The organism is Streptomyces mutabilis, assembly GCF_014649815.1.
In the GTDB taxonomy this organism is placed as follows: domain Bacteria; phylum Actinomycetota; class Actinomycetes; order Streptomycetales; family Streptomycetaceae; genus Streptomyces; species Streptomyces mutabilis.
Genome location: NZ_BMTT01000001.1, coordinates 197,023 through 222,996, shown reverse-complemented (window position 1 = coordinate 222,996; position 25,974 = coordinate 197,023). Strand labels below are relative to the sequence as shown.

Annotated in this window: 21 protein-coding genes and 1 pseudogene; 7 read left to right on the top strand and 15 right to left on the bottom strand. The window is 71.3% G+C overall.

The window, feature by feature from the left end; genetic code table 11:
- The first annotated feature begins 28 nt into the window (after positions 1–28).
- Positions 29–682, top strand: a complete 654-nt coding sequence (locus IE142_RS01045; RefSeq protein ID WP_191883942.1) for a DUF4360 domain-containing protein — start codon at positions 29–31, stop codon at positions 680–682.
- Positions 683–1,028: 346 nt separating this feature from the next.
- Here IE142_RS01045 and IE142_RS01040 read toward each other — a convergent pair whose 3' ends face one another.
- Complete coding sequence (locus tag IE142_RS01040) at positions 1,029–2,594, bottom strand: substrate-binding domain-containing protein (RefSeq protein WP_191883941.1); 1,566 nt, start codon at positions 2,592–2,594, stop codon at positions 1,029–1,031.
- A 300-nt stretch (positions 2,595–2,894) separates the two neighbouring features.
- Between IE142_RS01040 and IE142_RS01035 the strand changes: the two genes are divergently transcribed.
- Entirely contained in the window at positions 2,895–3,863 is a 969-nt protein-coding gene (locus IE142_RS01035) for an arabinan endo-1,5-alpha-L-arabinosidase (RefSeq protein ID WP_191883940.1), read from the top strand.
- Positions 3,864–3,881: 18 nt separating this feature from the next.
- Here IE142_RS01035 and IE142_RS01030 read toward each other — a convergent pair whose 3' ends face one another.
- The 8 genes from IE142_RS01030 to IE142_RS00995 all read right to left on the bottom strand — a co-directional run bounded on the left by IE142_RS01030 (position 3,882) and on the right by IE142_RS00995 (position 14,139).
- Positions 3,882–5,444, bottom strand: coding sequence for a pyridoxal phosphate-dependent aminotransferase (locus IE142_RS01030; protein ID WP_191883939.1), 1,563 nt, complete (start codon positions 5,442–5,444; stop codon positions 3,882–3,884).
- A gap of 102 nt (positions 5,445–5,546) precedes the next feature.
- The gene (locus IE142_RS01025) at positions 5,547–6,695 is read right to left on the bottom strand and encodes an aldose epimerase family protein (RefSeq protein ID WP_191883938.1); all 1,149 of its coding nucleotides are present in this window, start codon (positions 6,693–6,695) and stop codon (positions 5,547–5,549) included.
- A 68-nt stretch (positions 6,696–6,763) separates the two neighbouring features.
- Positions 6,764–8,008, bottom strand: coding sequence for a multiple monosaccharide ABC transporter permease (gene mmsB, locus IE142_RS01020; RefSeq protein ID WP_191883937.1), 1,245 nt, complete (start codon positions 8,006–8,008; stop codon positions 6,764–6,766).
- Positions 8,005–9,555 (bottom strand): multiple monosaccharide ABC transporter ATP-binding protein, encoded by a 1,551-nt coding sequence (mmsA, locus tag IE142_RS01015; RefSeq protein WP_191883936.1) that lies wholly within the window; start codon positions 9,553–9,555, stop codon positions 8,005–8,007. The genes mmsB and mmsA overlap by 4 nt, the downstream gene beginning before the upstream one ends.
- Positions 9,556–9,587: 32 nt before the next feature.
- Positions 9,588–10,697 carry a multiple monosaccharide ABC transporter substrate-binding protein gene (chvE, locus tag IE142_RS01010; RefSeq protein ID WP_191883935.1) on the bottom strand — a complete coding sequence of 370 codons (1,110 nt, stop codon included), beginning with the start codon at positions 10,695–10,697 and terminating at the stop codon, positions 9,588–9,590.
- 139 nt (positions 10,698–10,836) lie between these two features.
- A complete protein-coding gene (locus IE142_RS01005) occupies positions 10,837–11,808 on the bottom strand; it encodes a glycosyltransferase family protein (RefSeq protein ID WP_191883934.1) in 972 nt (323 codons plus the stop codon).
- 163 nt (positions 11,809–11,971) lie between these two features.
- Positions 11,972–12,976 (bottom strand): zinc-dependent alcohol dehydrogenase, encoded by a 1,005-nt coding sequence (locus IE142_RS01000; RefSeq protein WP_191883933.1) that lies wholly within the window; start codon positions 12,974–12,976, stop codon positions 11,972–11,974.
- A complete protein-coding gene (locus IE142_RS00995) occupies positions 12,973–14,139 on the bottom strand; it encodes a mandelate racemase/muconate lactonizing enzyme family protein (protein WP_191883932.1) in 1,167 nt (388 codons plus the stop codon). The genes IE142_RS01000 and IE142_RS00995 overlap by 4 nt, the downstream gene beginning before the upstream one ends.
- A gap of 215 nt (positions 14,140–14,354) precedes the next feature.
- Between IE142_RS00995 and IE142_RS00990 the strand changes: the two genes are divergently transcribed.
- Positions 14,355–15,053 carry an SCO2400 family protein gene (locus tag IE142_RS00990; protein ID WP_191883931.1) on the top strand — a complete coding sequence of 233 codons (699 nt, stop codon included), beginning with the start codon at positions 14,355–14,357 and terminating at the stop codon, positions 15,051–15,053.
- A gap of 170 nt (positions 15,054–15,223) precedes the next feature.
- Here IE142_RS00990 and IE142_RS00985 read toward each other — a convergent pair whose 3' ends face one another.
- From IE142_RS00985 to IE142_RS00975, 3 genes are read right to left on the bottom strand one after another with little or no spacing between them, the layout of a single operon-like run.
- Positions 15,224–15,667: a DUF4913 domain-containing protein gene (locus tag IE142_RS00985; protein ID WP_191883930.1), complete on the bottom strand. Its 444-nt coding sequence runs from the start codon at positions 15,665–15,667 to the stop codon at positions 15,224–15,226.
- 28 nt (positions 15,668–15,695) lie between these two features.
- Positions 15,696–19,751: a tetratricopeptide repeat protein gene (locus IE142_RS00980; protein WP_191883929.1), complete on the bottom strand. Its 4,056-nt coding sequence runs from the start codon at positions 19,749–19,751 to the stop codon at positions 15,696–15,698.
- Between the two features lie 18 nt (positions 19,752–19,769).
- Positions 19,770–20,093: a trypco2 family protein gene (locus tag IE142_RS00975; RefSeq protein WP_191883928.1), complete on the bottom strand. Its 324-nt coding sequence runs from the start codon at positions 20,091–20,093 to the stop codon at positions 19,770–19,772.
- A 154-nt stretch (positions 20,094–20,247) separates the two neighbouring features.
- Here IE142_RS00975 and IE142_RS36240 point away from each other — a divergent pair.
- Positions 20,248–20,364: pseudogene (locus IE142_RS36240) on the top strand (GntR family transcriptional regulator); the annotation flags it as partial.
- 3 nt (positions 20,365–20,367) lie between these two features.
- Here the strand turns inward: IE142_RS36240 and IE142_RS00970 are convergent.
- A complete protein-coding gene (locus IE142_RS00970) occupies positions 20,368–20,823 on the bottom strand; it encodes a MarR family winged helix-turn-helix transcriptional regulator (protein WP_191883927.1) in 456 nt (151 codons plus the stop codon).
- 118 nt (positions 20,824–20,941) lie between these two features.
- Here IE142_RS00970 and IE142_RS00965 point away from each other — a divergent pair, with 118 nt between their 5' ends.
- From IE142_RS00965 to IE142_RS00955, 3 genes are all read left to right on the top strand, one after another.
- Complete coding sequence (locus IE142_RS00965) at positions 20,942–21,964, top strand: NADP-dependent oxidoreductase (RefSeq protein WP_191883926.1); 1,023 nt, start codon at positions 20,942–20,944, stop codon at positions 21,962–21,964.
- Positions 21,965–22,080: 116 nt separating this feature from the next.
- Positions 22,081–22,500, top strand: a complete 420-nt coding sequence (locus IE142_RS00960; RefSeq protein ID WP_043373382.1) for an organic hydroperoxide resistance protein — start codon at positions 22,081–22,083, stop codon at positions 22,498–22,500.
- 105 nt (positions 22,501–22,605) lie between these two features.
- Positions 22,606–23,439 carry an EI24 domain-containing protein gene (locus IE142_RS00955; protein WP_191883925.1) on the top strand — a complete coding sequence of 278 codons (834 nt, stop codon included), beginning with the start codon at positions 22,606–22,608 and terminating at the stop codon, positions 23,437–23,439.
- Here the strand turns inward: IE142_RS00955 and IE142_RS00950 are convergent.
- Positions 23,402–24,694 (bottom strand): pyroglutamyl-peptidase I, encoded by a 1,293-nt coding sequence (locus IE142_RS00950; protein ID WP_191883924.1) that lies wholly within the window; start codon positions 24,692–24,694, stop codon positions 23,402–23,404. The two genes, IE142_RS00955 and IE142_RS00950, sit on opposite strands and share 38 nt — an antisense overlap.
- A 277-nt stretch (positions 24,695–24,971) precedes the next feature.
- The gene (locus IE142_RS00945; protein ID WP_191883923.1) at positions 24,972–25,949 is read right to left on the bottom strand and encodes an aldose epimerase family protein; all 978 of its coding nucleotides are present in this window, start codon (positions 25,947–25,949) and stop codon (positions 24,972–24,974) included.
- Positions 25,950–25,974 lie beyond the last annotated feature (25 nt).

The window sequence follows — 25,974 nt, the reverse complement described above, 5'->3', positions numbered from 1 at the left end:
ACCCCCCACTGACCGGGATGGGAGACCCATGGCCACCGGCCTGCTCCTGAGCGGCACGATCGCCGCGCTCCTCACTTCCGCGCTGCCCGCGCAGCACCAGCCCTCCGGCGGGTTCGAGGACCCGCCGCCGGACAAGATCGTCATCAAGGTCGCCACGGTGAACGGCTCCGGCTGCCCGCAGGGCACGGCGGCGGTCGCCGTCTCGGAGGACAACACCGCCTTCACCGTGACCTACAGCGACTACCTCGCCCAGGCCGGCGGCGACTCGCCGCCCACGGCCTTCCGCAAGAACTGCCAGCTCAACCTGCTCGTGCACGTCCCGCAGGGCTTCACCTACGCCGTGGCCAGCGCGGACTACCGCGGTTTCGCCGCCCTCCAGGACGGCGCGAAGGGTACCCAGCGGGCCTCGTACTACTTCCAGGGCTCCCCGAACACGGAGTACCGCACCCACCCCTTCGACGGCCCCCTCAACGACAACTGGCAGGCCACCGACAGCACCGACTGGGCCCAGCTGGTCTGGGCGCCCTGCGGAGTCCAGCGCAACTTCAACATCAACACGGAGCTGCGGGTGAGCACGGGGACCTCCGACCCCGCCGAGGTGAGCTTCATGACGATGGACTCGACGGACGGGGACATCAGCACGGTGTACCACCTGGCGTGGAAGGAGTGCCCCGAGTCCTGACCGCCCGCGGACAGGTGTCGCCTCCCCCGACGGGGGAGGCGGCATGGGTCCGGCGCGACCGCGGTGAAGTACGGCCGGTCCGGAGCCGACGGGCTGAAGCAGCCCCGCGGCATCATGGAGCCCAACGGCTTCAGTAGTCGACGGCCACGTGGTGACCCTCGTGAACGAGGTGGAGGGCCACGTCGACGAGACCTGCTTCCACTGGCTCGGCGGGACGCGTGGGTGGCGGCGCCCCCACGCATGAGCACTTCCACACCGAGTCCGCACCCCCGACGGCAACGACTACGGCGTGGACCCGCTCAGGCAGCACCGGAAGAACGAACCACTGACCCGGCCGCCGACGCGGTCACGACCCGCTCGGCCGGCACACGAGCGGCTTGTCCAGTTCGGCGCACGGGCGGTGGCCCTTGGAGCGGATGATGTCCTTGCCGACCTCGTTGGCGAGGTAGCGCAGGAAGCCCGCGGCGATCGAGTCCGCCGGCGGCTCGCCGTACGTGTAGGCGATCTCGGTCTCCCAGAAGGGGTACGCACCCTGGTCGGCGCCCTCCAGTGTCGCCGGGTAGCCGTCGATGCGGACCTGCCGCACGTCGTCGCGGGCGACGGCGGAGCCGACCTCGCTGTGACCGAGGGCGCCGGGGGTCGAGGCGACGGCGTCCAGCAGTTGCGGTGTGCCGCCGACCTCGCAGCGGCCGGGCCTGCCGGTGTCCAGGCTCCGGCAGTCGTTCGTGGTGACCGCGGGCAGGGGCCGACCGTCCAGCACCCGCTGCTCCAGGGCGGTGCGGGTGCCGGAGCCCGGGTGGCGGCTGACCAACTGGATCGGCAGGTTCTCGCCCTTCACCTGCCGCCAGTTGGTGATCTTCCCCGCGTAGATGTCCCGCACCTGCTTCAGGGACAGGTCCCGCACTCCGGTGTCCTCGCTCACCACCAGGGTGAACAGCGACAGGGCGACCGGTCTGGGCAGCAGTTGCGGGCGGCCGTCGGACTTGGGGCCGTCGCTGAAGGCGAGCCGGTCGCCGAGCCCGCCGTCCTCGCCGAGCTCGGCGTCGTCGCCCGCCGTGGCGAGGGAGTCCAGGCCGGGGACGCTGCCCCTGAACGAGTCGTCGGTCAGCGGTATCCGGGCTTCGGGGCAGGTCTTCGTGTACTGCTGGGCGGCGAGTTCCAGCACGGGCTTGAAGGCCGTGGAGCCCGACAGGTGCAGCGTGCCCTCGGCGCAGTCCAGCGGGGCGGCGACCGCTTCGTCGCCGCGGGCGAAGGTGGACACGGACTGGGCGACGCTCACCAGTACGAGGAGGGCGAGCAGCCAGCGGACCGGCCGTGAGGCGAAGGGGTAGTACTCGGTCCTCTTGATGGTCCCGCCGCGCACCCCGCCGACGACGCCCGCGGTGATCTCCGGGCCGGTGAGGTCGTCCCTGGAGGTGTTGGGCAGGCGGTCCAGGACCGCCAGCACCTTGTAGTGCGCACGGCGGTTGAGCTTCACCTTGGGGAGCGTGATGACGCCGTCCGTGGCGCCCAGGCCCGCGGTGCCCGGTTCGAAGAAGTCACGCAGCATGGGGTGGCTGCACTCGGTCACGACCATGCCGACCACGCGGCGGCCCGGGAACGCCGCGCGTATGCCCACCGGGTCGTCGACGCGAGCGACGTAGTCCTCCTCGACGATCGGGGACCAGCCGACGTTCTCGATGCGCAGCAGGACGACCGACGGATCCTCCAGGTCGACGCCGTCCCACTGCATGCGCTGGAGCACTCCGGCCTGCGGCCCGGTGGAGGTGCCCGAGTCCCGGGCGCTGGTGTCCATCTGGACGCGGTAGCCGAGCCGTTTGCGTCCCGCGAGGAAGAACTCCCACAGGGCGGCGATCACGGGCACGGCGAGGCCCAGCACGGCGATCACCGACTCCCACGGGACACCGCTCATGACCGACTCCCCCCGGCGTCGCACTTGGCTGGAGAGGCCATGTTGTACGGGCGCGCCTCGGACGGGGAGTCCCGGTGCTGACCATCCGTCAGGAATTCACCGGTGTGTCACCTGTGGCACGGGGTGTTTTCCGGACGTTGGTTGCCGTTGCTGCGCGGGCCATTGACGCGCACGGGGTTCGACCCTACGTTCCCGTCCGAAAAGGCGATCGCTGTTCGAAATCCAGAACAACTTCCTGCAGGAGTCCGTACAGGAAGCAGATCCAGTCCGTACAGGAACCGGAACAGGAGCGTCCCTCACATGAGTCGCAGACGAACCGCCCTACTCGCCCTCCCCGCAGCCGCCCTGCTCGCGCTCGTCCCCACCACGGCGTCGGCCTACCCCGGCCCGGGCGTGGTGACCGGATCCGTCGTCACCCACGACCCGACGATGATCCGCACGTCCTCCGGCCAGTACCTGCTCTACGCCACCGACGACGGCATCACCAGCAAGACCTCCAGTGACCGCACCGCCTTCGCCGCCGGAGCGGACGCGTTCCCCACGCGGCCGAGCTGGTGGAGGAACTACTCCAGCGTGATGGAGGCCTGGGCGCCCGACATCTCGCACCACGGCGGCAGGTACCTGATGTACTACTCCGTCTCGAAGTTCGGCGAGAACACCTCCGCCATCGGGCTGGCCGTCTCCACCACCGGACTGCCGGGCAGCTGGGCCGACCACGGCATCGTCTACACGTCGAACACGTCCAGCGACTACAACGCCATCGACCCCAATCTCTTCGTCGACGACGACGGCAAGTGGTGGCTGTCCTTCGGGAGTTGGTGGACCGGCATCAAGATGATCCGGATCGACCCGTCCACCGGCAAGCAGCTCGCCTCCGACACCGCCCGGCGCTCCCTCGCCTCCCGGCCGTCCGGCACCAAGGCCGTCGAGGCGCCGTACATCGTCAAGCGGAACGGGTACTACTACCTCTTCGCCTCGTACGACACCTGCTGCGCCGGCACCAGCTCCACGTACAAGATCAAGGTGGGCCGGGCGACCAGCGTCACCGGGCCGTACTACGACCGCAACGGAGTCTCGATGATGAACAACGGCGGTACCCCCGTGCTCGAGTCGCACGGCAGCGTCATCGGCCCCGGTGGGCAGTCGATCATGAACGACGTCGACGGCGACCTGCTCGTCTACCACTACTACGACGCCAACGACAACGGCGCGCCCAAGCTCGGCCTCAACCTCCTGGACTGGAGCAGCGGCTGGCCCGTCGCCTACTGAGCGCCGGGGCGGCGGCGGTCAGCCCGTGCGGCCCATGCTCGCCGGGCCCGGCCGGCTCCGCGAGGCCGGCCCGCCCGCCGCCGGCACCGACTCCAGGCCGTCGGTGCCCCGGACCTGGGCGGCCGTCAGGCCACCGCGGGCCGGGACACCGGGCGGGGTGGGGCCGGCGGGCACGGAGTGCGGGGCGGCGGCAGCCGGGGCCGTGGCGGGCGCGGGCTGCGGGACCGGTACCGGTATCGGCACCGGGCCGACGGCCGCCGCCGGGCCGACGGGCACCGCGGCGGGGGGCGGTGTGCCGGTGCCGGCGGCGGGGGCGGCGGCGAGCCCCGCAGGACCGGCGGGCTGAGCGGCGAGCGCCCGCATCCCGGCCCCGTTGGTCTCGCTCACCAGACGGTCCACCGCCGCCGTGCCCGAGCTGTAGCCGGTCCCGGTGGCGGGCTCGGGCACGGCGGCTCCCCTCCTGGACCCGTAGAGCACCTGTTCCAGGCCGGACACCAGGCGACGCACGTCCACCTGGGGGCGCACCACGAGACGCAGGAAGCGGCTGGACGAACCGATCTTGTTGCCGCATTCACGGACCAGGACCCGGTGCTCGGTGAGCATCCGGTCCCGGACGACGGTGCCCTCGGCGCCCACGGGGAGGCGCACGAAGAGGAAGTTGCCCTGGGAGGGATAGACGGTCAGACCGGGAAGCGCGGACAGGTGACCGGCCATCTCCAGGCGGTCGCGGCGCACCTGGTGCAGGCTCAGCGCGTACTCCGGCCCGTGGTCGCGCAGCATGAACACCACGTGCTCCGCGAAGGAGTTGAGGTTCCACTTCGGCAGCATGGCGCGCACCCGGCCCGCCAGCGCCGGGTTGGCGACCAGGTAGCCGAAGCGGATGCCGTGCAGGCCGAAGTTCTTGCCGAGGCTGCGAAGGACGACGACGTTGGGGCGCAGCATCGCCTCCTGCACGACGCTGGGTTCCGCCTCCGCGTCGGCGAACATCAGGAAGGACTCGTCGATCACGACGAGGTCCCGGTCGGCCATCGCGTCCATGAACTGCACCAGCGCATGCTTGCGCAGATAGCCGCCGTCGGGGTTGTTGGGGTTGCAGATCACCACTGCCCGCGTCCCCCGGGCCCGGATGAACTCGGCGTACCGCGCGAGGTCGAGGGCGAAGCCACCGGACTCCTGGAGCGGGAACATGTCGACCCGCTTGCCGGTCCCCATCGGCTGGTCGGTCCAGCGTCCGAAGGTGGGGACGGGCACGGCGAGGGACTCGCGGACCAGCAGATGGTCGATCCAGGTGATCAGCTCGGTGGACCCGTTGCCCATCGCCACGCACTGCGGGGGCAGTCGCAGCAGGCCGCACAGCTCGGCGGTGATGGTGTCGGCGCCGCTCGGGTAGTACGTGATGATGTCGCGCAGCCGGCCGGCCATCTCGTCGAACATGGCCGGGGTGGGGAAGTACGGGTTGCAGGGGATGCAGAAGTCCACCGGCCCCGCGCCCGCCTCGCCACCGCTCTCCCGCGTCAGCGCCGCCATCGACGGGCTGTGCGCCGCGGTGCTGCGGAACAACGAGGTGACGTTGCCGGACAAGTGGACCTCCGTCTGCGGGCGGCCCGCGCGGGGGAGCGCGGGCCGCCCTTACATACGGAGGAGCGGCGCAGGGTGTTCAACGCGTGTGAAGAAGGTGTGCCCTCACGCGTCGAACGAGTGGACCGTCGTCGTCCGGTAGGTCTGCCCGGGCCGCAGCACGGTCGACGGGAACGACGGCTGGTTCGGCGAGTCCGGGAAGTGCTGCGTCTCCAGGCACAGGGCGTCACCCTGCCGGTAGAGCGAGCCGCCGGTGCCGGTCAGGGTGCCGTCGAGGAAGTTGCCCGAGTAGAACTGCAGACCGGGCTGGTCGGTGGCGATGCGCAGGGTGCGGCCCGAGGCGCCGTCGCGCAGGGTGGCGATGTGCTCGGGGCGCTCGGTGATGCCCTTGTCCAGCACCCAGTTGTGGTCGAAGCCCTTGGCGGTGACCAGCTGCGGGTGGGCGTCGCGGATGTCCCGGCCGATCGGCTTGGCCCGGCGGAAGTCGAAGGGCGTGCCGGACACCTTCGCCAGCTCGCCCGTCGGGATGAGGCCCGCGTCGGTGGGCGTGTAGCGGGACGCCGCGATCGACAGCTCGTGGTCCTCGACGGTGCCGCTGCCCTCGCCGGCCAGGTTCCAGTAGACGTGGCTGGTGAGGTTGACGACGGTGGCCTTGTCGGTGGTGGCCTCGTAGTCGATGCGCCACTCGCCGCGCCGCGTGAGGGTGTACGTCACCTTCGCCTTCAGCGTGCCGGGGTAGCCCATCTCGCCGTCGACGCTGGTGTAGTGCAGGACCAGGCCGACGTCGGAGCCCTCGGTGAACGGTTCGACGTCCCACACCCGGTAGTCGAAGCCCAGGGCGCCGCCGTGCAGGGAGTTCTCGCCGTCGTTGACGGAGAGCTGGTACTCCTTGCCGTCCAGGGTGAAGCGGCCCTCGGCGATGCGGTTGCCGTACCGCCCGATCAGGGCGCCGAAGTGCGGGCTGCGGGCCACGTAGTCGTCGAGGTTGTCGAAGCCCAGCGAGACGTTGGCGTAGCGGCCCCGGCGGTCGGGGACCTCCAGGGACTGGACGACGCCGCCGTACGACAGCACCTTCATCCGCGTGCCGCCGTTCTCCAGCGACCAGCGGTACACCTTCGTGCCGTCGGCGAGCTTGCCGAAGAGCTCCTTCACCGGCTTCCTGCCTCCCGTGGCGTGTGCCGTGCCGCCGAGCGTGGTGGCGGCGATGCCCGCGGCCGCGGCGGATGCCATGACCGTGCGTCTGCTCAGTTCCATGTGCGGCTCCTCTGCTCCCGTGAGAAGAAGCGGGCCCCGCCTCTCGATCAGGCGGGGCCCGGGGTGACCTACGAACCGACCCTGCGCTTGTTCCACACGTCGAACCCGACCGCCGCCAGCAGCACCGCGCCCTTGATGACCTGCTGCCAGTCGGTGCCGATGCCGACGAGGTTCATGCCGTTGTTCAGCACACCCAGGACCAGACCGCCGATGATCGCGCCGAGGACCGTGCCGACACCGCCGCTCATCGACGCGCCGCCGATGAACGAGGCGGCGATGGCCTCCAGCTCGAAGTTGAGGCCGGCCTTGGGGGAGGCCGCGTTGAAGCGGGCGGCGAAGACCAGACCCGCCAGGGCCGCGAGCATGCCCATGTTCAGGAAGACCAGGAAGGTGACCTTCTTGTCCTTCACGCCCGACAGCTTGGCCGCGGGCAGGTTGCCGCCGATGGCGTAGATGTGACGGCCGATGATCGCGTTGCGCATCAGGTAGCCGAAACCGACGACCAGCACACCCAGGATGAGCAGCACGATCGGCGCGCCCTTGTAGCTGGCCAGCAGCAGCGTGACGACGAGGACGGCGGAGACCAGCGCGACCAGCCTGAGCAGGAACAACTTGGCCGGCAGCACCTCCAGCGCGAACTCCTGCTGACGCTTGCGGTCGCGGACCTCCTGGTAGACCACGAAGGCGATCAGCGCGAAGCCCAGCAGCAGGGTGAGGTTGTGGTAGTTGGTGTCGGGGCCGACCTCGGGCAGGAAGCCGTTGGCGATCTTCTGGAGGTCCTTGGGGAACGGGCCGAGGGTCTGGCCCTCCAGGAAGATCTCGGTCAGCCCGCGGAAGAGCAGCATGCCCGCGAGAGTCACGATGAACGACGGTATGCCGAGATAGGCGATGAAGAACCCTTGCACCGCCCCCGCGGCGGCGCCGATGGCCAGGCACAGCACCACCGCGAGCGGCCAGGGCAGATCGTTCTCCACCATCAGTACGGCGGCCATCGCGCCGATGAACGCGGTCAGCGAGCCCACCGACAGGTCGATGTGGCCCGCGATGATGACCAGCATCATGCCGATCGCGAGGATCAGGATGTAACTGTTCTGCAGCACCAGGTTGGAGACGTTGCGCGGCAGCAGCAGGTCACCGTCCGACCAGACGGCGAACAGCGCCACGATCAGGCCGAGGGCGATCAGCATGCCGTACTGCCGCATGTTGCGGCGCATGCCGTCGAGCATCAACTGCCACAGGCCGCCGCCGGCGGCCGAACCACCCTTTCCGGGCGGCGCCGGGGCCGGGGTCTTGGCGGTCACGTCCGTGCTCATCGGGATACCTCTTTGTCCTTCGTCATCTGACGCATCAGCGCTTCCTGCGAGGCCTCGGCCCGCGAGAACTCACCCGTCAGCCGCCCCGCGGCCATCGTGTAGATGCGGTCGCACATACCGAGCAGCTCCGGCAGCTCGGAGGAGATGAAGACGACCGCCTTGCCCTGTGCGGCCAGCTGGTCGATGACCGTGTAGATCTCGTACTTGGCGCCCACGTCGATGCCGCGGGTGGGCTCGTCCAGGATCAGCACCTCGGGACCCGCGAAGATCCACTTGCTGAGGACGACCTTCTGCTGGTTGCCGCCGGACAGCTTGCCGACCGGTTCGAAGACGGTCGGCGCCTTGATGTTCATGGACTTGCGGAAGTCCTCGGCGACCTGCCGCTCCCCGTGCTCGTCGACCACACCCCGCTTGGCGACCTTGCCCAGGGCGGTCAGCGAGATGTTCCGGTTGATGGTGTCGATGAGGTTGAGGCCGTAGTGCTTGCGGTCCTCGGTGACGTAGGCGATGCCGTGCCTCACCGCCTCGGGGACGGACTTGGTGCGGATCTCCACCCCGTCCTTCAGGACGGTGCCGCCCGCGTACCGGCCGTATGTGCGGCCGAAGACGCTCATCGCCAGTTCGGTGCGGCCGGCGCCCATGAGCCCGGCGATGCCGACGATCTCGCCGCGCCGGACCTCGATCGACACGCCGTCGACGACCTTGCGCTGCTGGTCGATGGGGTGGTGCACGGTCCAGTCGCGGATCTCCAGGGCGGGTGCCGCACCCTCCTCAGGGTGGTGCGGGGTCCGGTCCGGGAAGCGGTTCTCCAGGTCCCGGCCGACCATCCCGGAGATGATCCGGTCCTCGGTGGTCTCCGCGGCCTTCACGTCCAGCGTCTCGATGGACCGGCCGTCGCGGATGATCGTGACCGAGTCGGCCACCCGGCGGATCTCGTTCAGCTTGTGCGAGATGATGATCGAGGTCATGCCCTGTTCCTTCAGCTGAAGGATCAGGTCGAGGAGCTTGCCGCTGTCCTCGTCGTTGAGCGCCGCCGTCGGCTCGTCGAGGATGAGCAGCTTCACCTTCTTCGACAGCGCCTTGGCGATCTCCACCAACTGCTGCTTGCCCACGCCGATGTCCGCGACGCGGGTCTCCGGGTGCTCGTCGAGACCGACCCGGCGCAGCAGTTCGGTGGCGTGCCTGAGCGTCTCGTTCCAGTCGATCAGGCCGCGCTTGGCGTGCTCGTTGCCGAGGAAGATGTTCTCGGCGATGGACAGGTACGGCACCAGCGCCAGCTCCTGGTGGATGATCACGATGCCGTGCTGCTCGCTCGCCCGGATGTCCCTGAACCGGCAGGTCTCGCCCTCGAAGAGGATGTCCCCCTCGTAACTGCCGTGCGGATGGACGCCGGAGAGCACCTTCATCAGGGTCGACTTGCCGGCGCCGTTCTCCCCGCAGATGGCGTGGACCTCGCCCTGGCGGACGGTCAGCGTGACGTCCGACAGCGCTTTGACACCGGGAAAGGTCTTGACGATCGAGCGCATTTCCAGGACGGGTCCCGCCATGGTCGTGCCTTCCAATCCTTGTGGGGGCCCGGTTACTTGAGGTCGTCCGCGGTGTAGTAGCCGCCCTCGACGAGGACCTTCTCGTAGTTGGACTTGTCGACGCTGACCGGCTGGAGCAGGTAGGCGGGCACGACCTTGGCACCGTTGTCATAGGACTTGGTGTCGTTGACCTCGGGCTCCTTGTCGTTCAGGACCGCGTCGACCATGTTCGAGGCGACCTTGGCGAGCTCGCGCAGGTCCTTGTATACGGTCTGGGTCTGCTGGCCCGCGATGATCGACTTCACCGAGGCGACCTCGGCGTCCTGGCCGGTGACGACCGGCATGGACTTGTCGCCGGAGCCGTAACCGTCCGACTTCAGGGCGGAGAGGATGCCGATGGAGATGCCGTCGTAGGGCGAGAGCACCGCGTCGACGCGTGCGCTGCGGTAGCTGGAGGTGAGCAGGTCGTCCATGCGCTTCTGCGCGGTGCCGCCGTCCCAGCGCAGCGTGGTGACCTGGTTGAGGTCGGTCTGCTTGGAGCGGACGACGAGCCGGCCGTCGTCCATGTACGGCTTCAGGGCTTTCATCGCGCCGTTGAAGAAGTACTTGGTGTTGTTGTCGTCGTTGGAGCCGGCGAACAGCTCGATGTTGAAGGGGCCCTTCTTGCCCGCCTTCAGGCCGAGCTTGTCCACGATGTACGAGCCCTGCAGCTCGCCGACCTTCTCGTTGTCGAACGAGGCGTAGTAGTCGACGTTCTCCGTGCCGAGGATCAGCCGGTCGTAGGAGATGACCGGGATGTCGGCGTCCTTGGCCTGCTGGAGGACGTTGCCCAGGGACTTGTTGTCGATCGCGGCGATGATCAGGGCGTCCACCCCCTGCGTGATCATGTTCTCGATCTGCGAGACCTGCTGGTCCGGGTCGTCCTCGCCGTAGACGAGCTTCGTCTCGTAGCCCTTGGACTTCAGTTCCTTCTCGACGTTGGCGCCGTCGGCGATCCAGCGCTCGGAGGACTTGGTCGGCATCGCGATGCCGACGGTGGCGCCTTCGGCGCCGCCCTTGTCCTCCTCGCTGCCGCCCTCGCTGTTCTGGCCGCAGGCGGTCAACGTGAGGGCGAGGGAGGCGGCGGAGGCTATGGCAGCGAGTGCGGCTCTGCGGTTGCGCATGGTCATCATCCTTGATGTGGGTGCAGGGCTCGGTCTGGTGGTGCCAGAACGCAAAATCACTGAGGAGGGGAACGACCGAAAGAGATGTGTGGGATTGTGCGCGGTCGTGTCTTCTTCTGAGAAGGGAGTTTCCGGAATGTTATGACGAGATCTCGAACCGGTTGAGCGGGCCGGGCAGCCGCGAGCCGAGCGGGGCCATGTCGCCGCCCGCCCCGTGCCGGGCGAGCAGGTCGAGGGCGAGCCGGCCGCGCCGCACCCGCTCCTTCGCGGTGGCCAGCGTCAGTTCCCGCAGGTGATGGCCGTACGGATAGATCCCGGGCGCCTTGGAGAGGCCGAACTTCAGGTACAGCGGGGCGCCGCGCCGGATCAGCTCGGCGATCTCGTACATCCGGACGTAGCCGCCGAGGTCGTCGGGAGCCTCGATGTACATGTCCATCGGCGCGGCCGAAACCCGCCGTATTTCGGTCAGGTGGTCCGGCGTCAGGTCACTGGGCACGTTGATGGAGTCGGCGCCGAGGCGCTCGTACACCGCGTACGAGGCCGGGTTGACCGGCCCGACCAGCGCCGAGAGCTTCAGCGTGGTGTCGGCGGGGATGATGCCGGCCGTCCGCGCCCGGTGCAGCGTCCACAGCACGCCCTCGTCGGCGATGAGCAGGCACTTGACGCCCAGTTCCGTGGCGCGGACGGCGTCCTCGACGCACCCCGCGACCGCGTCGTGGCCGCGGGCGCGCAGACCCGCGCCGCCCGAGTCGGTCCGGGTGGAGCCGCCGATGTCCCAGGTGCCGCGCGGGCCGGTGAACAGGCAGAGCTCGATGTCGCGTTCTGCGGTGGCCTCGACCATCTCGGTGATCTCGGCGTCGGTCAGCATCCACACGCCGCTGCCCTGGCTGATCCGGTGGATCGGCACGTCCAGTCGTGAGGACTCCTTCAGTACCACCCCCAGCGCCTCCGGCCCCTCACAGGAGGGGATCTCGGTGCGCCAGCGGCCGCCGCCCGGGAAGGAGTGCGGGGAGGCGTCGGTGGGATCGAGGGCGGGCGCGGCCAGGCCGAGTGCGGTGAGCGCCTGCTCACCGGGCCTGCGTGCGGCGGCCTTGGCGGAAGCGTCGGTCACAAGCGTTCCTTAGGTTCGGTACGCCGGAGTCCGCGTCCGTACGTCGTGTTCGACATGTCGGACAGGGTTCGCGGCGTGAGGTACGAAAAGCCTCGAAGTGGATGTACGCCGGTACGGAGGCCGTCAGGTCGCCCCCGTACCGGCGTACGGCTCAGGGACGGCGTCAGGGATGCAGCAGCACCTTGCCGACCTTCGGATCGCCGGAGCCCACCAGGTCGATGGCCTGGGGGAACTCGGCGAGCGACAGTTCGTGCGTCACCAGTGGCCGCGGGTCGAGCAGACCGGCCGCGAAGACCCGCACCGTGTGCGCCCACGCGTCCGGCGGCGCCCCGAAGACGGTGTGCACCTCCAGTTGACGCACCACCAGGTCGGTGGGGTCGAGCCCGTCGGCGCCCGGCGCCGGGATGCCGGTCAGGACCAGCCGCCCGCCCCGGCGCAGCAGCGAGGCGGCGGTCCGGGCGGCACCGGCCGAACCGGCGGTCTCGATGACGACGTCGAAGTCGTCCGGAAGGAGCTGGTCCTTGGTCCGGAAGCCGGTCGCGCCGTACTGCCGCGACAGCGCCTCCCGGTCCCCCCGCGTGCCGACGACCAGCAGTTCGCCGGGGGAGGCGGCGCGCAGGAACTGCACGGCGAACATGCCGAGCGTCCCGGTGCCGACGACGGCCACCCGCTCTCCTGGACGGGCGTTCGCCTTGAGCGCGGCGGCGGCGATGCAGGCGGCGGGCTCCAGCAGTGCGGCGGCGGTGAGGTCGGCGTCGTCCGGCAGGACGTGCAGCAGACGGGCGGGCAGGGTCAGCGTGGGTGCCATGGCGCCGGGCTGGGTGAAGCCCGTCTCCTCGTAGCCGGCCGTGCACAGCGTCGTCTCGCCCGCGTGACAGCGGTCGCACACCTGGCAGTTGCGGAAGCCCTCGCCGACCACCTTGCGCCCGGCGAGGGACGCCGGCACCCCGGCGCCCACCCGCTCCACGGTCCCGGACCACTCGTGCCCCGGGGTGAGCGGGTAACGCACGTACCCCTCGGGCCGGTTGCCCTGCCAGACCTCGCGGTCGCTGCCGCAGATCCCGGCCGCGTGCACACGCACCAACGCCTCGCCGGGGCCGGGTTCGCGCGGCTCGTGGGGGACGATCCGGTGCTCGCCCGGCGCCTCGACGAGGACCGCGCCGCTCACGCCCCGGTCCCCTTGGGCTTGCGCTGCTCCCAGCCCTCGGCCCACAGGTCGAATCGCGCCTGCTGCTGCGGGAACTCGGCCGCCGCATCGGTGTCCAGCTCGACCCCGAGGCCGGGCGCGTCGGACAGGTGGAAGCACCCGTCCTCCGGGTCCACCTGCGGCGCGCCCTTCACGACCTTCTTGATCTCCGCGTCCGCGAAGTCGTTGAAGTGCTCCAGGATCTTGAAGTTGGGGGAGGTGAAGCCGACCTGGAGGGAGGCGGCGGTGAGGACGGAACCGCCCACGTTGTGGGGCGCGACGAGCATGTAGTGCGTCTCGGCGGTGGCGGCGAGCTTGCGCGTCTCCCAGATGCCGCCGATGTGACCGACGTCGGGCTGGATGATGTCCACGGACTGGTCCTCGAACAGCTCGCGGAACTCGATCCGGTCGTGGATGCGCTCCCCGGTGGCGACCGGGATGTCGACCTTCCCGGCGACCTTCCGCAGCGCCTTGAGGTTCTCCGGCGGGACCGGCTCCTCCAGCCAGGCAGGCTTGAAGGGCGCGAGCTCACGCGCGAGCCGGACGGCGGTGGAGGGCGAGAAGCGGCCGTGCATCTCCAGCATCAGTTCGGCGTCCGGCCCGATCGCGTCCCGCACGGCCTCGATGAGGGAGACGGCGTACAGGGTCTGCTCGTGGTCGAGCTCGAAGTGACCGGTGCCGAACGGGTCGATCTTCAGCGCCCGGTACCCGCGATCCATGACGCCCTGCGCGGCCTTGTGGTACGCCTCCGGGGTCCGCTCGGTGGTGTACCAGCCGTTGGCGTACGCCTTGACCTTGTCGGTGACCTTGCCGCCCAGCAGCTGCCAGACCGGGACGCCGAGGGCCTTGCCCTTGATGTCCCAGCACGCCATCTCGACGACCGCGATGCCGGACATCACGATCTCGCCGGCGCGGCCGTAGTCGCCGTACTTCATCCGGCGGACCAGGTCCTCGACAGCGAACGGGTCGGAGCCGAGAATGTGGTTGGCCTCGGCCTCCTTCAGGTATCCGAGGAGCGCGTCGGTGTGCCCCAACATCCGGGTCTCGCCGACTCCAGTGATCCCCTCGTCGGTGTGCACCTGGACGTACGTCAGGTTGCGCCACGGCGTCCCGACCACGTGTGTGCTGATTCCGGTGATGCGCACGGCAGTTGCCCTCCGGTCTGTTCGATATTTCGACACTCGTTCGAAATGCTGGCGTGACAGTAAGGAGAGTGCGGTCGGAGTGTCAATGGGTCGGACACATAACGGTTTCGGCAGTTTCGAAAGCGCGGTGCGGAGTGCCTTCGGCCGCTTTCCCACACAACCTTCACAGCCACGTCTAGGAACGCGCCCACCCCGGAACTTAACCTTCCCGCGTCATGGACTACTGCCACCCGTGCCGACGGCACCTCAACGGCGCCCTCGCCTGCCCGGGGTGCGGCACACCCGTCGAGGAACCCCGCGCCGCCGAGCCGCACTTGACGGAGGCCGAGGAGGCGCCGCCGTCGCGCGTCGAGGAGGCGCGGGCGGCCGACGGGCGCCCTTCCGGCGGGCGGGGCAGTCGCCGCGACCGCAAGGCCGCCGCACACCGCCGGCGCCGCCGCCGGGTCCTGTTCGTCACCGCCGGTTTCGTCCTGGCCGCCGGCGGACTCAGCCTCGCGGAACTCGGCCTGGACGCCCCGGGCTCCCCGCCGAGGCCGGCGGCGGGCGGCGAGTCCACGGACGGCGAGGCGACGCGGGAGGTGGGGGAGACGTCCGCCGTACCGGCCGACGCGACCTCGGGTACGGCCACCGCGACCACCGCCTCGGGCACACCGTCACCGGACGCCTCGGCGTCGGGCTCGGCTTCGGCATCGGCGTCGGCTTCGAAGTCCCCGTCGGCGACGGAGCCGGAGACGGCCGAGGAGACGGACGGCCCGTCGCAGCCCCCGGCCTCCGCACCCGACGCGCCCGGCACCCCGGACCGCCCGACGGCACCCCCGGACGACCCGCCCCCGACCACGGCCCCCACCCCGTCGACCTCACCGGACCCGACCCCGACGGAAACCTGCGACCGCTTCCTGTGGTGGTGCACGTAAGCGTTCCGCGTGCCCTGTCATCGGTGCGACCCCGGGCGATGGTGTGTCCCGACGCTTTGGACGAGGCCGTGGCTCGCCGGCGGCGGACGGCGCCATGACTACGCCAGTACGAGCGAGCCGGTCCGTCCGGACCTCCTCGCCGGCCGCTGATCGGACCCACGGGGTGCCGGTCAGTCGAGGCTGAACGGCTGCTCGGGCTCCCATTCGTTCTCCAGCCATCCGTCGGGAGCCGGCTCCAGAGGCAGTGGCCCGGGCATCCGGTGGCCGTCGCGGCACTCACGGAACGGGCCGTGCACGGGGTCGAGCAGTGCCCGCCAATGCGGGTCGAGGTGGTGGAGGCGCCAATGGGACATGCCGGTCCCCGGTTCCCACCGCAGGACCTCCCAGGTGTGCCAGATGGCCTGCAGGCGACTCACCGCGTCGGCATGGGCCCACCAGCGCGGGCACCAGATCTGCCCGGACTCCTCGGACGGGTGCAGGAGCCGGGGCGCCAAGAGCCCCGTGACGAACTGCTCGAGGTTCTGGAAGACGGGAGTGTCGCCCCGCGGCTCGTCGGCCGTGGCTCCTTCCCCGTCCTGCCCGTCGGCGGGCCGGTGGTCCGGCGCTGTGGTCATGCGGCTTCCCTTTCCGTGTGCGCTGTCGTCAGACCGCTCCGCGGTGCCACGCCGTCGCGGCCTCCACAGGGCGGCCGAGCCGGATGTGGACGTCGGTCAGCACCTTCAGAGCCGTGTGGAGGCCGCCGATCCCTTCCGGCCAGTTCTCCTGGGCCGCCAGCCGGGCGACCCGCACCGCTTCCCTGGCGGGTGCGAGGGCGCGGACGTTGTCCCGGTACGGGCGTCCGCGCGCACAGACCAGGAACATGAGGGCCTGCCGGCGCAGCAGTTCGGCACGCGTGGCGGCGGAGCGGTCGGTCCACCCGGCCAGGGAGCTGAAGACCTCCTCCGCCTCCAGCGCCGTCCGCCAGGCCGAAGCCCTGTGGCCCGCTCTGCTGCGGGCCATGGCGAGCTGGCGGAGGTCGCCGAGCAGTTCCGTCTCCTGCGCCGCCCGGTCGGTCTCGAGGAGCGGACGCCTGACGGCGACGGCGCGTTCGGCTGCCCGCACGGCCCGGGACCAGTCGCCGATCCGGTGCGCCGCGCGTGCCAGCCGGGAGCAGATGTCGGCGAGCATGGCGCGGTGCGGCTCGGGGTCGGAGCGTACGAGCTGTTCGTACAGTTCGCGGCCTTCTTCCAGCAGGGGAATCGCGTGGCGCGGGAGAGCGTTGCGCTCGTAGCTCACGCCGAGGTCGTACAGGCACAGGGCGAGGTCCGTGCGGGAGTCGGTGCGCCGGGTGAGGTCGAGCGCCTCCCGCAGCAGGATGCGCCGGGTGATGTTCTTCTCGATGGCGCCGTACAGGTCTCCGTAGCGTTTGAGCGCCCGGGCGAGGCCGGGGGTGAAGCGGTCGGGGTTCTCCCGGACCAGTTGCCGGCGGATCCGCACCGCGTCTCGCTGGACCTGAATGGCGACTTTCGTACGGTCCAGCTTCTCCAGGGCCCAGCCGAGGTTCTCCAATGTCCAAGCCTGGTCGGACCGGTTGCTCCGGGTGAGGGGGCGGGCGGTCCGCTCGTACGCCGAGAGGGCCTGCTCGTAGTGGTCGACGGCGACTTCAGTGTGGTCCAGGACCTCGTACAGGTAGGCCAGGGCCCCCAGTGAGCTGCCCAACTCGGGAAGGAAGACGCCGGGCCTGCGCGCGGTCAGCCGTCTGCGCAGCTCGACGGCCTCGCGGAGCGGCGGGAGCGCGTCGGACGGCCTGTCCAGCGCCCGCAGGTCCCAGGCGAGGTTGTGCAGCAACTGCGCCAGGTGGGGTCCGTGGACCTCGAGGAGGCCGTCGGCGAGCGGACGCAGCAGACCGATGGCCTCTCGCTCCAGGTCCATCGACTCCTCGTACCTGTCGAGGTCGCTGAGGTCGACCGCCAGCGAGAGCAGGCAGTCGGCGAGGTCGGCGGTGTGGGCGTCGGGGTTGCCCCGCGTGAGTGCGCGGAGCGTCGCGACGGCCTCCTCGTCGTGGGCCCGCGCGGCCTCGTACTGGCCCATGCGCCAGAAGCTGAGCGCGTGGTCGCGCAGGTTCCTGGCATGGAACGCGGAGTGCAGGTCGGGGCGCCTGCGCACCAGCCTCCGGCTGAGCCCGAGCGCCTCGCCGGCGAGCCGGTCGGACTCCTCGAGCCGGTCCAGGTTCCAGAGCACGGCGGACTGCAGCCGGACCGCCTCCGCACGGTCGCGTTCGGAGGCGTCGCCGTTCTCCCAGGAGGTCAGCGCGTCGAGGAGACCGTGCGCCGTGTTCACCGCGTCCAGCGCCTCGTCCAGGTGACCGGTGGCCAAGGCGCACCGGGCCAGTTCCAGCCAGGACCGCGCGAGGTCGGACCGGGCTGCGGGGGGCACCGGCCCGTCTTCGCCCGCCGAAGCCCGACGCAGGGCCACGGCTGCGCTCGCGGCCTTGTAGGCCCGCTCCCACTGGCCCACGCCCCGGCACCGCAGCGCGAGGTTCTGCCAGGCCCAGGCGCGGTCGCCGCGTGCCACGGGGTCGTTCAGCGCGGACAGCGGCTGGTTCACGAACTGGCAGGCGCGGTGGAGGTCCTCCGCGACGCGCAAGGCGTAGCGGCTGAGCACATGAGAGGTCTCGGGGAGGGCGTCCGAGTGCGCCCGCAGCACCGGTGCCGGTACGGACGCCGCGTCCAGCACCTCCTCCAGGCGGCGCAGTACGGCGCCGGCCTCGCCCCTGCGCCCGGCGTTGGCGTGCAGCACGGCCGAGCGGGCCAGGACGTCCAGGGTCCGTACGCGTTGGGCCTGCGAGGCACGGGCGAACAGCGCGGGCAGCAGCCGTTCGTTCTCGAGAACCCGGCGCGCGGCCTGGTACTCCGCCAGCCGGTCCGGGTGCAGTTGCCCCCAGAACTGGCCGTCCGAGGCCGGATAGAGGCGACGCAGCCAGCGGGACAGCTCGGCCGCGATCCCGGCGCCTTCGGCCCCGGCCGCCGCGAGTGCGGGCAGGGCCAGCACCGTGGCCAGGGCCTCCTCCTCGTGCGCCGCACCGCACAAGGTCGCCACGGCCACCGCGTCGCGCAGCAGGGACAGACGGCCGCCGTCGCCGTGCGGGCCCGCCCCCAGCGGCAGCCCGGAGGCCGTGCTCTCCCAGTAGCGCTCCTCGTGGCGCAGGAGGAGCGGCAGCGGCTGTTCGGCGTCCTCCAGGGGCGCGGGCCCGTGCTGGAGCAGCGCGGTCAGCACGTCCATCTGCACGGTCAGCGCCGAGTCGTGGCCCGGGCCGGGCGGGCCCAGTGGCCGTGCGGCCGCGGCCGCTGCCCGCCAGTCGACGGCGCCGGACTCGGGCATCTGGCCGAGCATGCGTGAGAAGTCCCGCACGGCCGCGTCGACGGCCCGCTCCCGGGCGTCCGCGCTGTCGCTCAGCGCGGTCAGCTTGATCTCTTTCGCCGTGGCGAGCAGTTCGTGTCCGTGATGGCCGGCGCCGTGCGCCTCCGTCAGCCAGGTGCCGACGGACCGGGACAGGAGCAGCACCCGCGCCCTGCGCCGGGACTGCTGCAACTGCTCCAGCACGCGGTGGATCAGCCGGGGCTGGGTCTCGGCGTAGTCGATGACCAGCAGCAGGTGGTGCGGCGACTGGACATCGCGCAGGACCTCGAACCCGGGGCCCACCGCGTCCCCGGGCCGGTCGGGCGGCTCGCGCAGCAGCTGGCCCGCGACCCAGCCGCGGGCGCGCGTCCGTTCCATCAGCTCACGCGCCAGCCGGGTCTTGCCCTGCCCGGCGGGCCCGGTCAGCACGCGGACCTCCAGCCGTCTGCCGCCCTCGCGTGCACACCAGTCGAGCAGTTCGGCCAGCTCCTTCTCACGGCCGTGGAAGGCGACCGCTTCGGCGTCCGCGCGCAGCAGCATGGACGGTGAGCGCAGGTCGCGCTCCGGAGGGGCCGGGTGCAGCAGCGGGGCCAGTTCCACGGCCTCCAGCTGGGGCACGATCGAGGTCGCGTCCCGGACGGCGGTCCGGAAGGCCTCGTCCGCGAGCAGGTCCTGGCTGCGGGTGGCGGTCAGCCGGCTGCCGCCGCCCTCGGCCTGCCGGTCGGCGCACACGACGCCGAGCAGCAGGCGGTCGCTGAAGACGGCGGCGCCGGACATGCCGGACCAGGGCGAAGGGCCGCCGGATCGGGCCGCGGTCCCGGGCAGGGGCTCGTTGCTGAGCAGTTCGTAGCGGCGTGTGGTCCCGCCGGTCAGTGGAGGGACACGGGCGCTCAGCTGCTCGGCGGCACGGCCCGCCGGGCCCCGTTGCGCCCGGGGGAAGCCGAGGGCCGTGACCTGAACGGGCCTCGCCGTGACGCATCGGCCCCAGCGCTGCGGATGGGGGTCCTTGCCGTCCTGGAAGGACCCGGGGGGCGCCCAGCCCGGGCCTGTGGTGCCGTCCTCGGCGTCCTCGATGTCGAGGAGCGCCGCGTCCACCACGTCGTCCAGCCGGAACCATCGCACGCGTGCCCGGTGTTCCGCGGGCGCCGCCTCGGGCAGCCGCACCCCGATCCGCGCCGAGTCCCAGGGGCCGTCCGCGTCACCCAGCAGGTGGGCGGCGGTCAGCGCGAGCCGCGGGGCGACGAGGTAACCGGTGCCGAAGGCCGACCTCTCGTGTCCGGCCCGCCGGGTGCGGATCTGCACCACGCGATCAAGCTCCACGGCGCGTCTCCGCCCAGGTCAGTCCTCGTCGCCGATGGAGACGTCTCCGGGGCCGTCCTGCCCGCGCAGCTCGGGGGTGAGGTGCAGCGTCACCCGCTGGGCCGTCCGTGCCGACCGCTCGCGTCGCGCATCGGCCTCGGCGACGCCGAAGCGCAGCCTGCCGGAGCCGTCCTTGGTGCGGACCAGCTCCACCTCAAACTCCGCGGTGATCTCTCCCAGGACGAACCGCAGCTGTGATCCCCGGGCCCGCTGCTGGGCCTCGGTCAGCTGTCCGCGCAGCAGCTCGATGGCGTCGGCCAGGTCCAGCCACTCCCCGTCGGTGCCGTAGCCGTCGCCCGCCATGTCACTGCCCCCCGCGTGGCCGCGTCCGTGGTCCGTCCCAACACCATAGATCAGCACAGGAGTTGCAGGAAGGGGAGCATGGGACGTGGCGCGTCCGCCGGTACCTGCCGGGAGAGCCTCCCGGCCACCGGGCTCCCCGTCTCACCGGCAGTACCCAGTCCTGCGCACCCTCCGGGTCGTCCACGGTGACGGGGGCGGTCCGGTCGAGGTGACGGTCATGGTGAAGGCCGGGCCCCTCTACGAGTTGCGGTACGAATCCGAAGCGGGCTGAGGGTCAGCTCTCCGCCGAGTCCTCCCCGAGCATCCTCCGCAGCGCGTCCCGCAGGGCGACCCGCTCCTCCTCCGACAGCCCCGCCAGCGGCTCCCGCGCGAACCGCAGTGACTCCCGCAGGCCCCGGGCCACCCGCCGCCCCTCGTCCGTCGCCGCCGCCACCTTCACCCGCCGGTCGCCGGGATCGGGCCGCCGCTCGACCAGGCCCCGCGCCTCCAGCCGGTCCACGATCCCGGTCACGTTCGACGGCTCGCACTTCAGCTTCTGCGCCAGCTTCCGCATCGGCAGCGGCTCCAGCGACAGCAGGCTGAGCAGCTTGGCCTGCGCCCCGGTCAGGGCGAGTTCCGCGGCGGCCCCCTCGTAGTCGGCGTGGAAACGGGCCACGACCTCGCCGATCAGCTCGACGACTTCGAGGGTGAGTGCGTCGGGTCGACGGGACGTGTCGCGTGGTGTGGCCATGGAATCCAGGGTACCCATTTGTTTGACAACCTGAAATGTTCAGTCGCATGGTTGTTTCAGGACCTGAAACAACTGCGTCGACCGCCAGACCCCCTTCCCGCCCCAGGAAAGGCCCACCATGACCGACTCCCCCTCCCTCCCCACCGTCAACCGCGAATGGCACCTGGACAGCCGCCCGGTCGGCTGGCCCGAGCCCGAGGACTTCTCCCTCGTCGAGGCGGAGCTCCCCACCCCGGGCGAGGGGCAGGTCCTCGTGCGCAACCTGTACGTCTCCGTCGACCCCTACATGCGCGGCCGCATGAGCGCCGCCAAGTCCTACGTCGCCCCCTATGAGCTGGGCAAGCCGATGCAGGGCGGTGCGGTCGGCGAGGTCGTCGCCTCCAACACCGAGGGCATCGCCGTCGGCGATCACGTCCTGCACTTCTTCGGCTGGCGCGAGTACGCCGCCGTGGACGCGAAGAACGCCGTCAAGGTCGACCCGGACGCGGCGCCGCTCTCGACGTACCTGGGCGTGCTCGGCATGACGGGGCTGACCGCCTACGCCGGTCTGCTGCGCACCGCCGCCTTCAAGGAGGGCGACTCCGTCTTCGTCTCCGGCGCCGCGGGCGCCGTCGGCAGCCAGGTCGGGCAGATCGCGAAGCTCAAGGGCGCCTCCCGTGTCATCGGCTCGGCCGGCTCGGACGAGAAGGTCAAGCTGCTCGTCGACGAGTACGGCTTCGACGCCGCCTTCAACTACAAGAACGGCCCGGTGAGCGAGCAGCTGCGCGCCGCCGCCCCGGACGGCGTCGACGTCTACTTCGACAACGTGGGCGGCGACCACCTGGAGGCCGCCATCGGCTCCCTCAACCGGGACGGCCGCATCGCGATCTGTGGCGCGATCTCCGTCTACAACAACACCGAGCCCGCCCCCGGCCCGAAGAACCTCGCCCGCCTGATCCAGACCCGCGGCCGCATCGAGGGCTTCCTCGTCGGCGACCACTACGACCTGCAGCCGCAGTTCGTCCAGGAGGTCGGCCCCTGGGTCCGCTCCGGCGAGCTGAAGTACCGCGAGACGGTCGTCGAGGGCATCGAGAACAACCTGGAGGCGTTCCTCGGGGTCCTGCGCGGCGACAACACCGGCAAGATGATCGTCAAGCTGTGAGACCCCTGCGGGGGAGGAGCGGCCTTCACGGAGTTTCCGGCATGCGGTAGCGTCTTTCCGAAATCCGTCGTGGTCGTGGGCGCGAGTCACGGCGGACCGAGGAGGAAGACAACCGCATGCCCATTCAGCAGTCCGAGGTCCTCTACACCGCCGTCGCCACCGCCGAGAACGGCCGCGACGGCCGGGTCGCCACCGATGACGGCAAGCTCGACGTCGTCGTGAACCCGCCCGAGGAGATGGGCGGCAGCGGGGCCGGCACCAACCCGGAGCAGCTGTTCGCCGCCGGGTACAGCGCCTGCTTCCAGGGCGCGCTCGCCGTCGTGGCCCGCCAGGAGGGCGCCGACGTCTCCGGCTCGACCGTCACCGCGAAGGTCGGCATCGGCAAGAACGACGACGGCTTCGGCATCATCGTCGAGATCTCCGCCGAGATCCCGACGGTGGACGCCGCCACCGCGCGGTCGCTGGTGGAGAAGGCGCACCAGGTGTGCCCGTACTCGAAGGCCACCCGCGGCAACATCACCGTGACGCTCGCCTGACCGCCGGCCCGTCGCGCAGGACTCACCGGAGGCCGCACCCGCAGACACCGGGCGCGGCCTCCGGCGCGATCCTGCGGCCCCCGCCCGGCCGGTAGAGTTCCGCCCATGCGCGATCTTGGGGCGGGATTCGGTCATCTCCTGAAGGGCCAGCGCTGGGTGGCCCGGCACGGCAAGAGCTACGGCTTCGGGCTCGTCCCGGGTCTCATCACCCTGGTCCTGTACGTGGCGGCGCTGGTGTCGCTGGCGCTGTGGGGCACCGACTTCGTCGCCTGGGCGACCCCCTTCGCCGACGACTGGTCCACCCCCTGGTCCGGCCTCTTCCGCGGCTTCCTCACCGCCGTCCTCTTCGCCCTCGCCCTGCTCCTGGCCGTCCTCACCTTCACGGCGGTCACGCTGCTGATCGGCCAGCCCTTCTACGAGAGCCTCTCCGAGCGCGTCGACCGGGACGTCTCCCCGGACGGCACCGCTCCCGAGTCGGACCTGCCGCTCATGCGCGAGCTGTGGATCTCGGGCCGCGACAGTCTCCGCGTCCTCCTGCGCGCAGCCGTATGGGGCGTACTGCTCTTCGCCCTCGGCTTCATCCCGGTCGCCGGCCAGACGGTGGTCCCGGTGGTCGGCTTCTTCGTCACCGGCTTCTTCCTCACCGAGGAGCTGACCTCGGTCGCCCTCCAGCGCCGGGGGGTCGAAGTGCGCGACCGGCTCGCCCTCCTGCGCTCCCGCAAGCTGCTGGTCTGGGGCTACGGCACCCCGCTGGCCGTGGCCTTCCTCGTCCCCTTCGTCGCGGTGTTCCTGATGCCGGGAGCGGTCGCCGGCGCCACCCTCCTCGCCCGCGAACTGCTGGGCGAGGAGACCCGGGACGGCGGCGACGACCGGTCCGACGGCGGCTCCGCCGACCCGGCGGTCAGCTCCGGCCCGGCCGCTCCGCCTCCGATGCGCTGACCGCCACGGCCACGATCGACCGCACCTGCGCCACGATCTCCAGCCGATTCCGCACGAACGCGGGGTCGGTGACCGCCCCCGTCGCGGGGTCGGTGTTCCCGTCCCCGAACTGCAGCACCGGCGTGTGCACGTGCCCGCCCGGCAGCGTGCCGTGGAGCCCGAGGCGGTCCCGCAGCAGGGTCGCCCGGTAGGCGATCTCGTTCGACAGGTAGTCCCCGCCGCCGCCCGCACGGGCCGTCGACCCCGGCGTCGGTCCCTGCGGCCGCACGACCGGCTCGGTGCCGCCCGCCGGGATCTCCGTCACGCTCGTGTTGTCGTACACGGGGAACCGGCCCGTGTCCGCGGCGGTGATCGCCTCGTACGGCAGGGTCGTGGTCGTCCACTGCGGCTGCGAGGCCGGGTCGGCCACCGGCACCGCCTCCGTGCGGGAGACGTTCTCGTTGTCCGGGAAGCCGCCCCGCCAGGCCCCGTTGGTCCGCTCCACGTCGAACCGCCCGACCCGCCCCTGGCTCACCGTCGTGAACAGGTCCACGCGAGGCAGAAGCGGCCTCAGCGCCTCCTCCACCGCCCCTTGCGTGAAGTCCCGCCAGCGCACCGGGAACACGGCCGTCTCCACCCGCGCGGGACCCGCCTCCGTCTGGATCACGGTGCCGTCCAGCGCGAGCGCGGCGGCGCCGGACGGGTTCGATATCCGGATGTCGCGGTCCAGGGTGAACGGGTCGAAACCGGTGAGCAGGACCCGCTCCAGGCCCTTGCCCCGCTGCCCGTCGCCGGGCAGGTCGATGTCGGTCTGGCCGCGCGAGGTGCCCTCCAGCACCGTGAGCAGCGCGTCCCGCTGCCGCTCGGTCAGCCGGAACTGCGGGTCCCAGGTGCGCAGTTCGCGGGTCATCCCGAGCCGGGCCCAGTACAGCGGCCGGTCGTCGTCCCGGCTGAGGTCCCCGCCGGCGGGCCCGCGTCCCTGCACCCGGTCCACCGCCCGCCGCCACAGCGCCGAGCCCTCGCGCGCGACGAGACGGCGGGCCTCCCGGTAGGAGTCGGCCCGCCCGAGTCCGCGGGCGAACGCCGGTGCCACCCCGGTGAATCCGGAACGCCGCAGGATCTCCTGGGGCACTTCGCCGTCGAGCCGTCGCTCCTCGACGGTGGGAGCGGGGGCGGTGACGGCGGCCGGGGGAGCCGCCGTGGCCGTCGCGGGGGTGACGAGTCCCGCCACCAGGGCCAGTCCGAGTACGCCGGTCCGAACGCGTATGTCTGTCAAGGGAGTCCAGGCCTTCCGTCGCCGTGGAGTGCGCTGCGGTCGCGGCAGTATCGCGTGACGGAGGGGACGCGCGCTACGGCGACCGGCGCATGGGCGTTTGTGAAGGGTTCGTACGAACTCCGGTTCGGACGCTCGATCACCGGCCACCGGATCCCGGCGGCGATTAACGTCTGGGACGGGCCGCCGCGCGACGGCGTGCCCCCCGCGCACAGCCCCGGCCCGGGACCTGACGGCCGGGCCGGGGCGCAGTACCTCTTCGCAGGCCCCGCCGCGGCGGCTACCGTACCGAGAAGCCGTACACCGTCTCCGAGCGGAACACCTCACCCGGCCGCAGCACCGTGCTGGGGAACTCCGGCCGGTTCGGGGAGTCCGGGAAGTGCTGCGTCTCCAGCGCGACGCCGTCGCCGGGGGCGAAGGGCTCGCCCAGGTGGTCGGCGGTGTACAGCTGGAGGCCCGGCTCGGTCGTCGCCACCGTCAGCACCCGCCCCGATGCCGGGTCGTACAGCTCGGCGACCTCCACGGCGGTGTCCGTCACGCCCTTGTCCAGGACGAAGTTGTGGTCGTAGCCCGAGCCGACCTTCCGTGCCCGCCGGAAGTCGAAGCGGGTGTCCGCCACGTCCTCCAGAGCGCCCGTCGGGATCAGGTCGGCGTCGACCGGTGTGATCCGGGAGGCGGCCAGCCGCAGCTCGTGCCCGCCCGCGTGCCCGGACCCGGGGCCGCCGAGGTTGAAGTAGCTGTGATTGGTCGGGTTCAGCACGGTCGGCGCGTCGGTGACCGCCTCGTACACGATCCGCAGCGCGCCCGTCGCGCCCAGCGTGTACGTCGCCGACATCTCCACCCGGCCCGGGAAACCCTCCTCGCCGTGCGGGCTGACCCGGCTCAGCCGGACGCCGTCCGCGACCGGCGCCACGTCCCACACCCGCTTGTCGAAGCCGCGCTCGCCGCCGTGCAACGAGTTCGGCCCGTTGTTGAGCGCCAGCGCGTACGTCCGCCCGTCCAGCGGGAAGCGCCCGCCCGCGATGCGGTTGGCGTACCGTCCGACGAGCGCGCCGAAGTAGGGCTCCGGGTGCGTCACATAGCCGTCCAGCTCGGTGAACCCCAGCACCACGTCGGCGCTGTTCCCGTCCCGGTCCGGGACCTCGGCCGACTGCACGATCCCGCCGTACGACAGGACCCGCACCCGTACGCCGGCCCGCTGAAGGGTCCAGCGGTGGACGGGCGTGCCGTCGGAAAGTGTGCCGAAGAGTTCGTTCATGTGCGGAACTCTAGGACACCGCCCA

Excerpts from the sequence above, each read along its gene's own strand:
- IE142_RS01045 (WP_191883942.1), top strand. The coding sequence starts at position 29 with ATGGCCACCGGCCTGCTCCTGAGCGGCACGATCGCCGCGCTCCTCACT.
- IE142_RS01040 (WP_191883941.1), bottom strand. The coding sequence starts at position 2,594 with ATGAGCGGTGTCCCGTGGGAGTCGGTGATCGCCGTGCTGGGCCTCGCC.
- IE142_RS01035 (WP_191883940.1), top strand. The coding sequence starts at position 2,895 with ATGAGTCGCAGACGAACCGCCCTACTCGCCCTCCCCGCAGCCGCCCTG.
- IE142_RS01025 (WP_191883938.1), bottom strand. The coding sequence starts at position 6,695 with ATGGAACTGAGCAGACGCACGGTCATGGCATCCGCCGCGGCCGCGGGC.
- mmsB (WP_191883937.1), bottom strand. The coding sequence starts at position 8,008 with ATGAGCACGGACGTGACCGCCAAGACCCCGGCCCCGGCGCCGCCCGGA.
- mmsA (WP_191883936.1), bottom strand. The coding sequence starts at position 9,555 with ATGGCGGGACCCGTCCTGGAAATGCGCTCGATCGTCAAGACCTTTCCC.
- chvE (WP_191883935.1), bottom strand. The coding sequence starts at position 10,697 with ATGCGCAACCGCAGAGCCGCACTCGCTGCCATAGCCTCCGCCGCCTCC.
- IE142_RS00990 (WP_191883931.1), top strand. The coding sequence starts at position 14,355 with ATGGACTACTGCCACCCGTGCCGACGGCACCTCAACGGCGCCCTCGCC.
- IE142_RS00985 (WP_191883930.1), bottom strand. The coding sequence starts at position 15,667 with ATGACCACAGCGCCGGACCACCGGCCCGCCGACGGGCAGGACGGGGAA.
- IE142_RS00975 (WP_191883928.1), bottom strand. The coding sequence starts at position 20,093 with ATGGCGGGCGACGGCTACGGCACCGACGGGGAGTGGCTGGACCTGGCC.
- IE142_RS00970 (WP_191883927.1), bottom strand. The coding sequence starts at position 20,823 with ATGGCCACACCACGCGACACGTCCCGTCGACCCGACGCACTCACCCTC.
- IE142_RS00965 (WP_191883926.1), top strand. The coding sequence starts at position 20,942 with ATGACCGACTCCCCCTCCCTCCCCACCGTCAACCGCGAATGGCACCTG.
- IE142_RS00960 (WP_043373382.1), top strand. The coding sequence starts at position 22,081 with ATGCCCATTCAGCAGTCCGAGGTCCTCTACACCGCCGTCGCCACCGCC.
- IE142_RS00955 (WP_191883925.1), top strand. The coding sequence starts at position 22,606 with ATGCGCGATCTTGGGGCGGGATTCGGTCATCTCCTGAAGGGCCAGCGC.
- IE142_RS00945 (WP_191883923.1), bottom strand. The coding sequence starts at position 25,949 with ATGAACGAACTCTTCGGCACACTTTCCGACGGCACGCCCGTCCACCGC.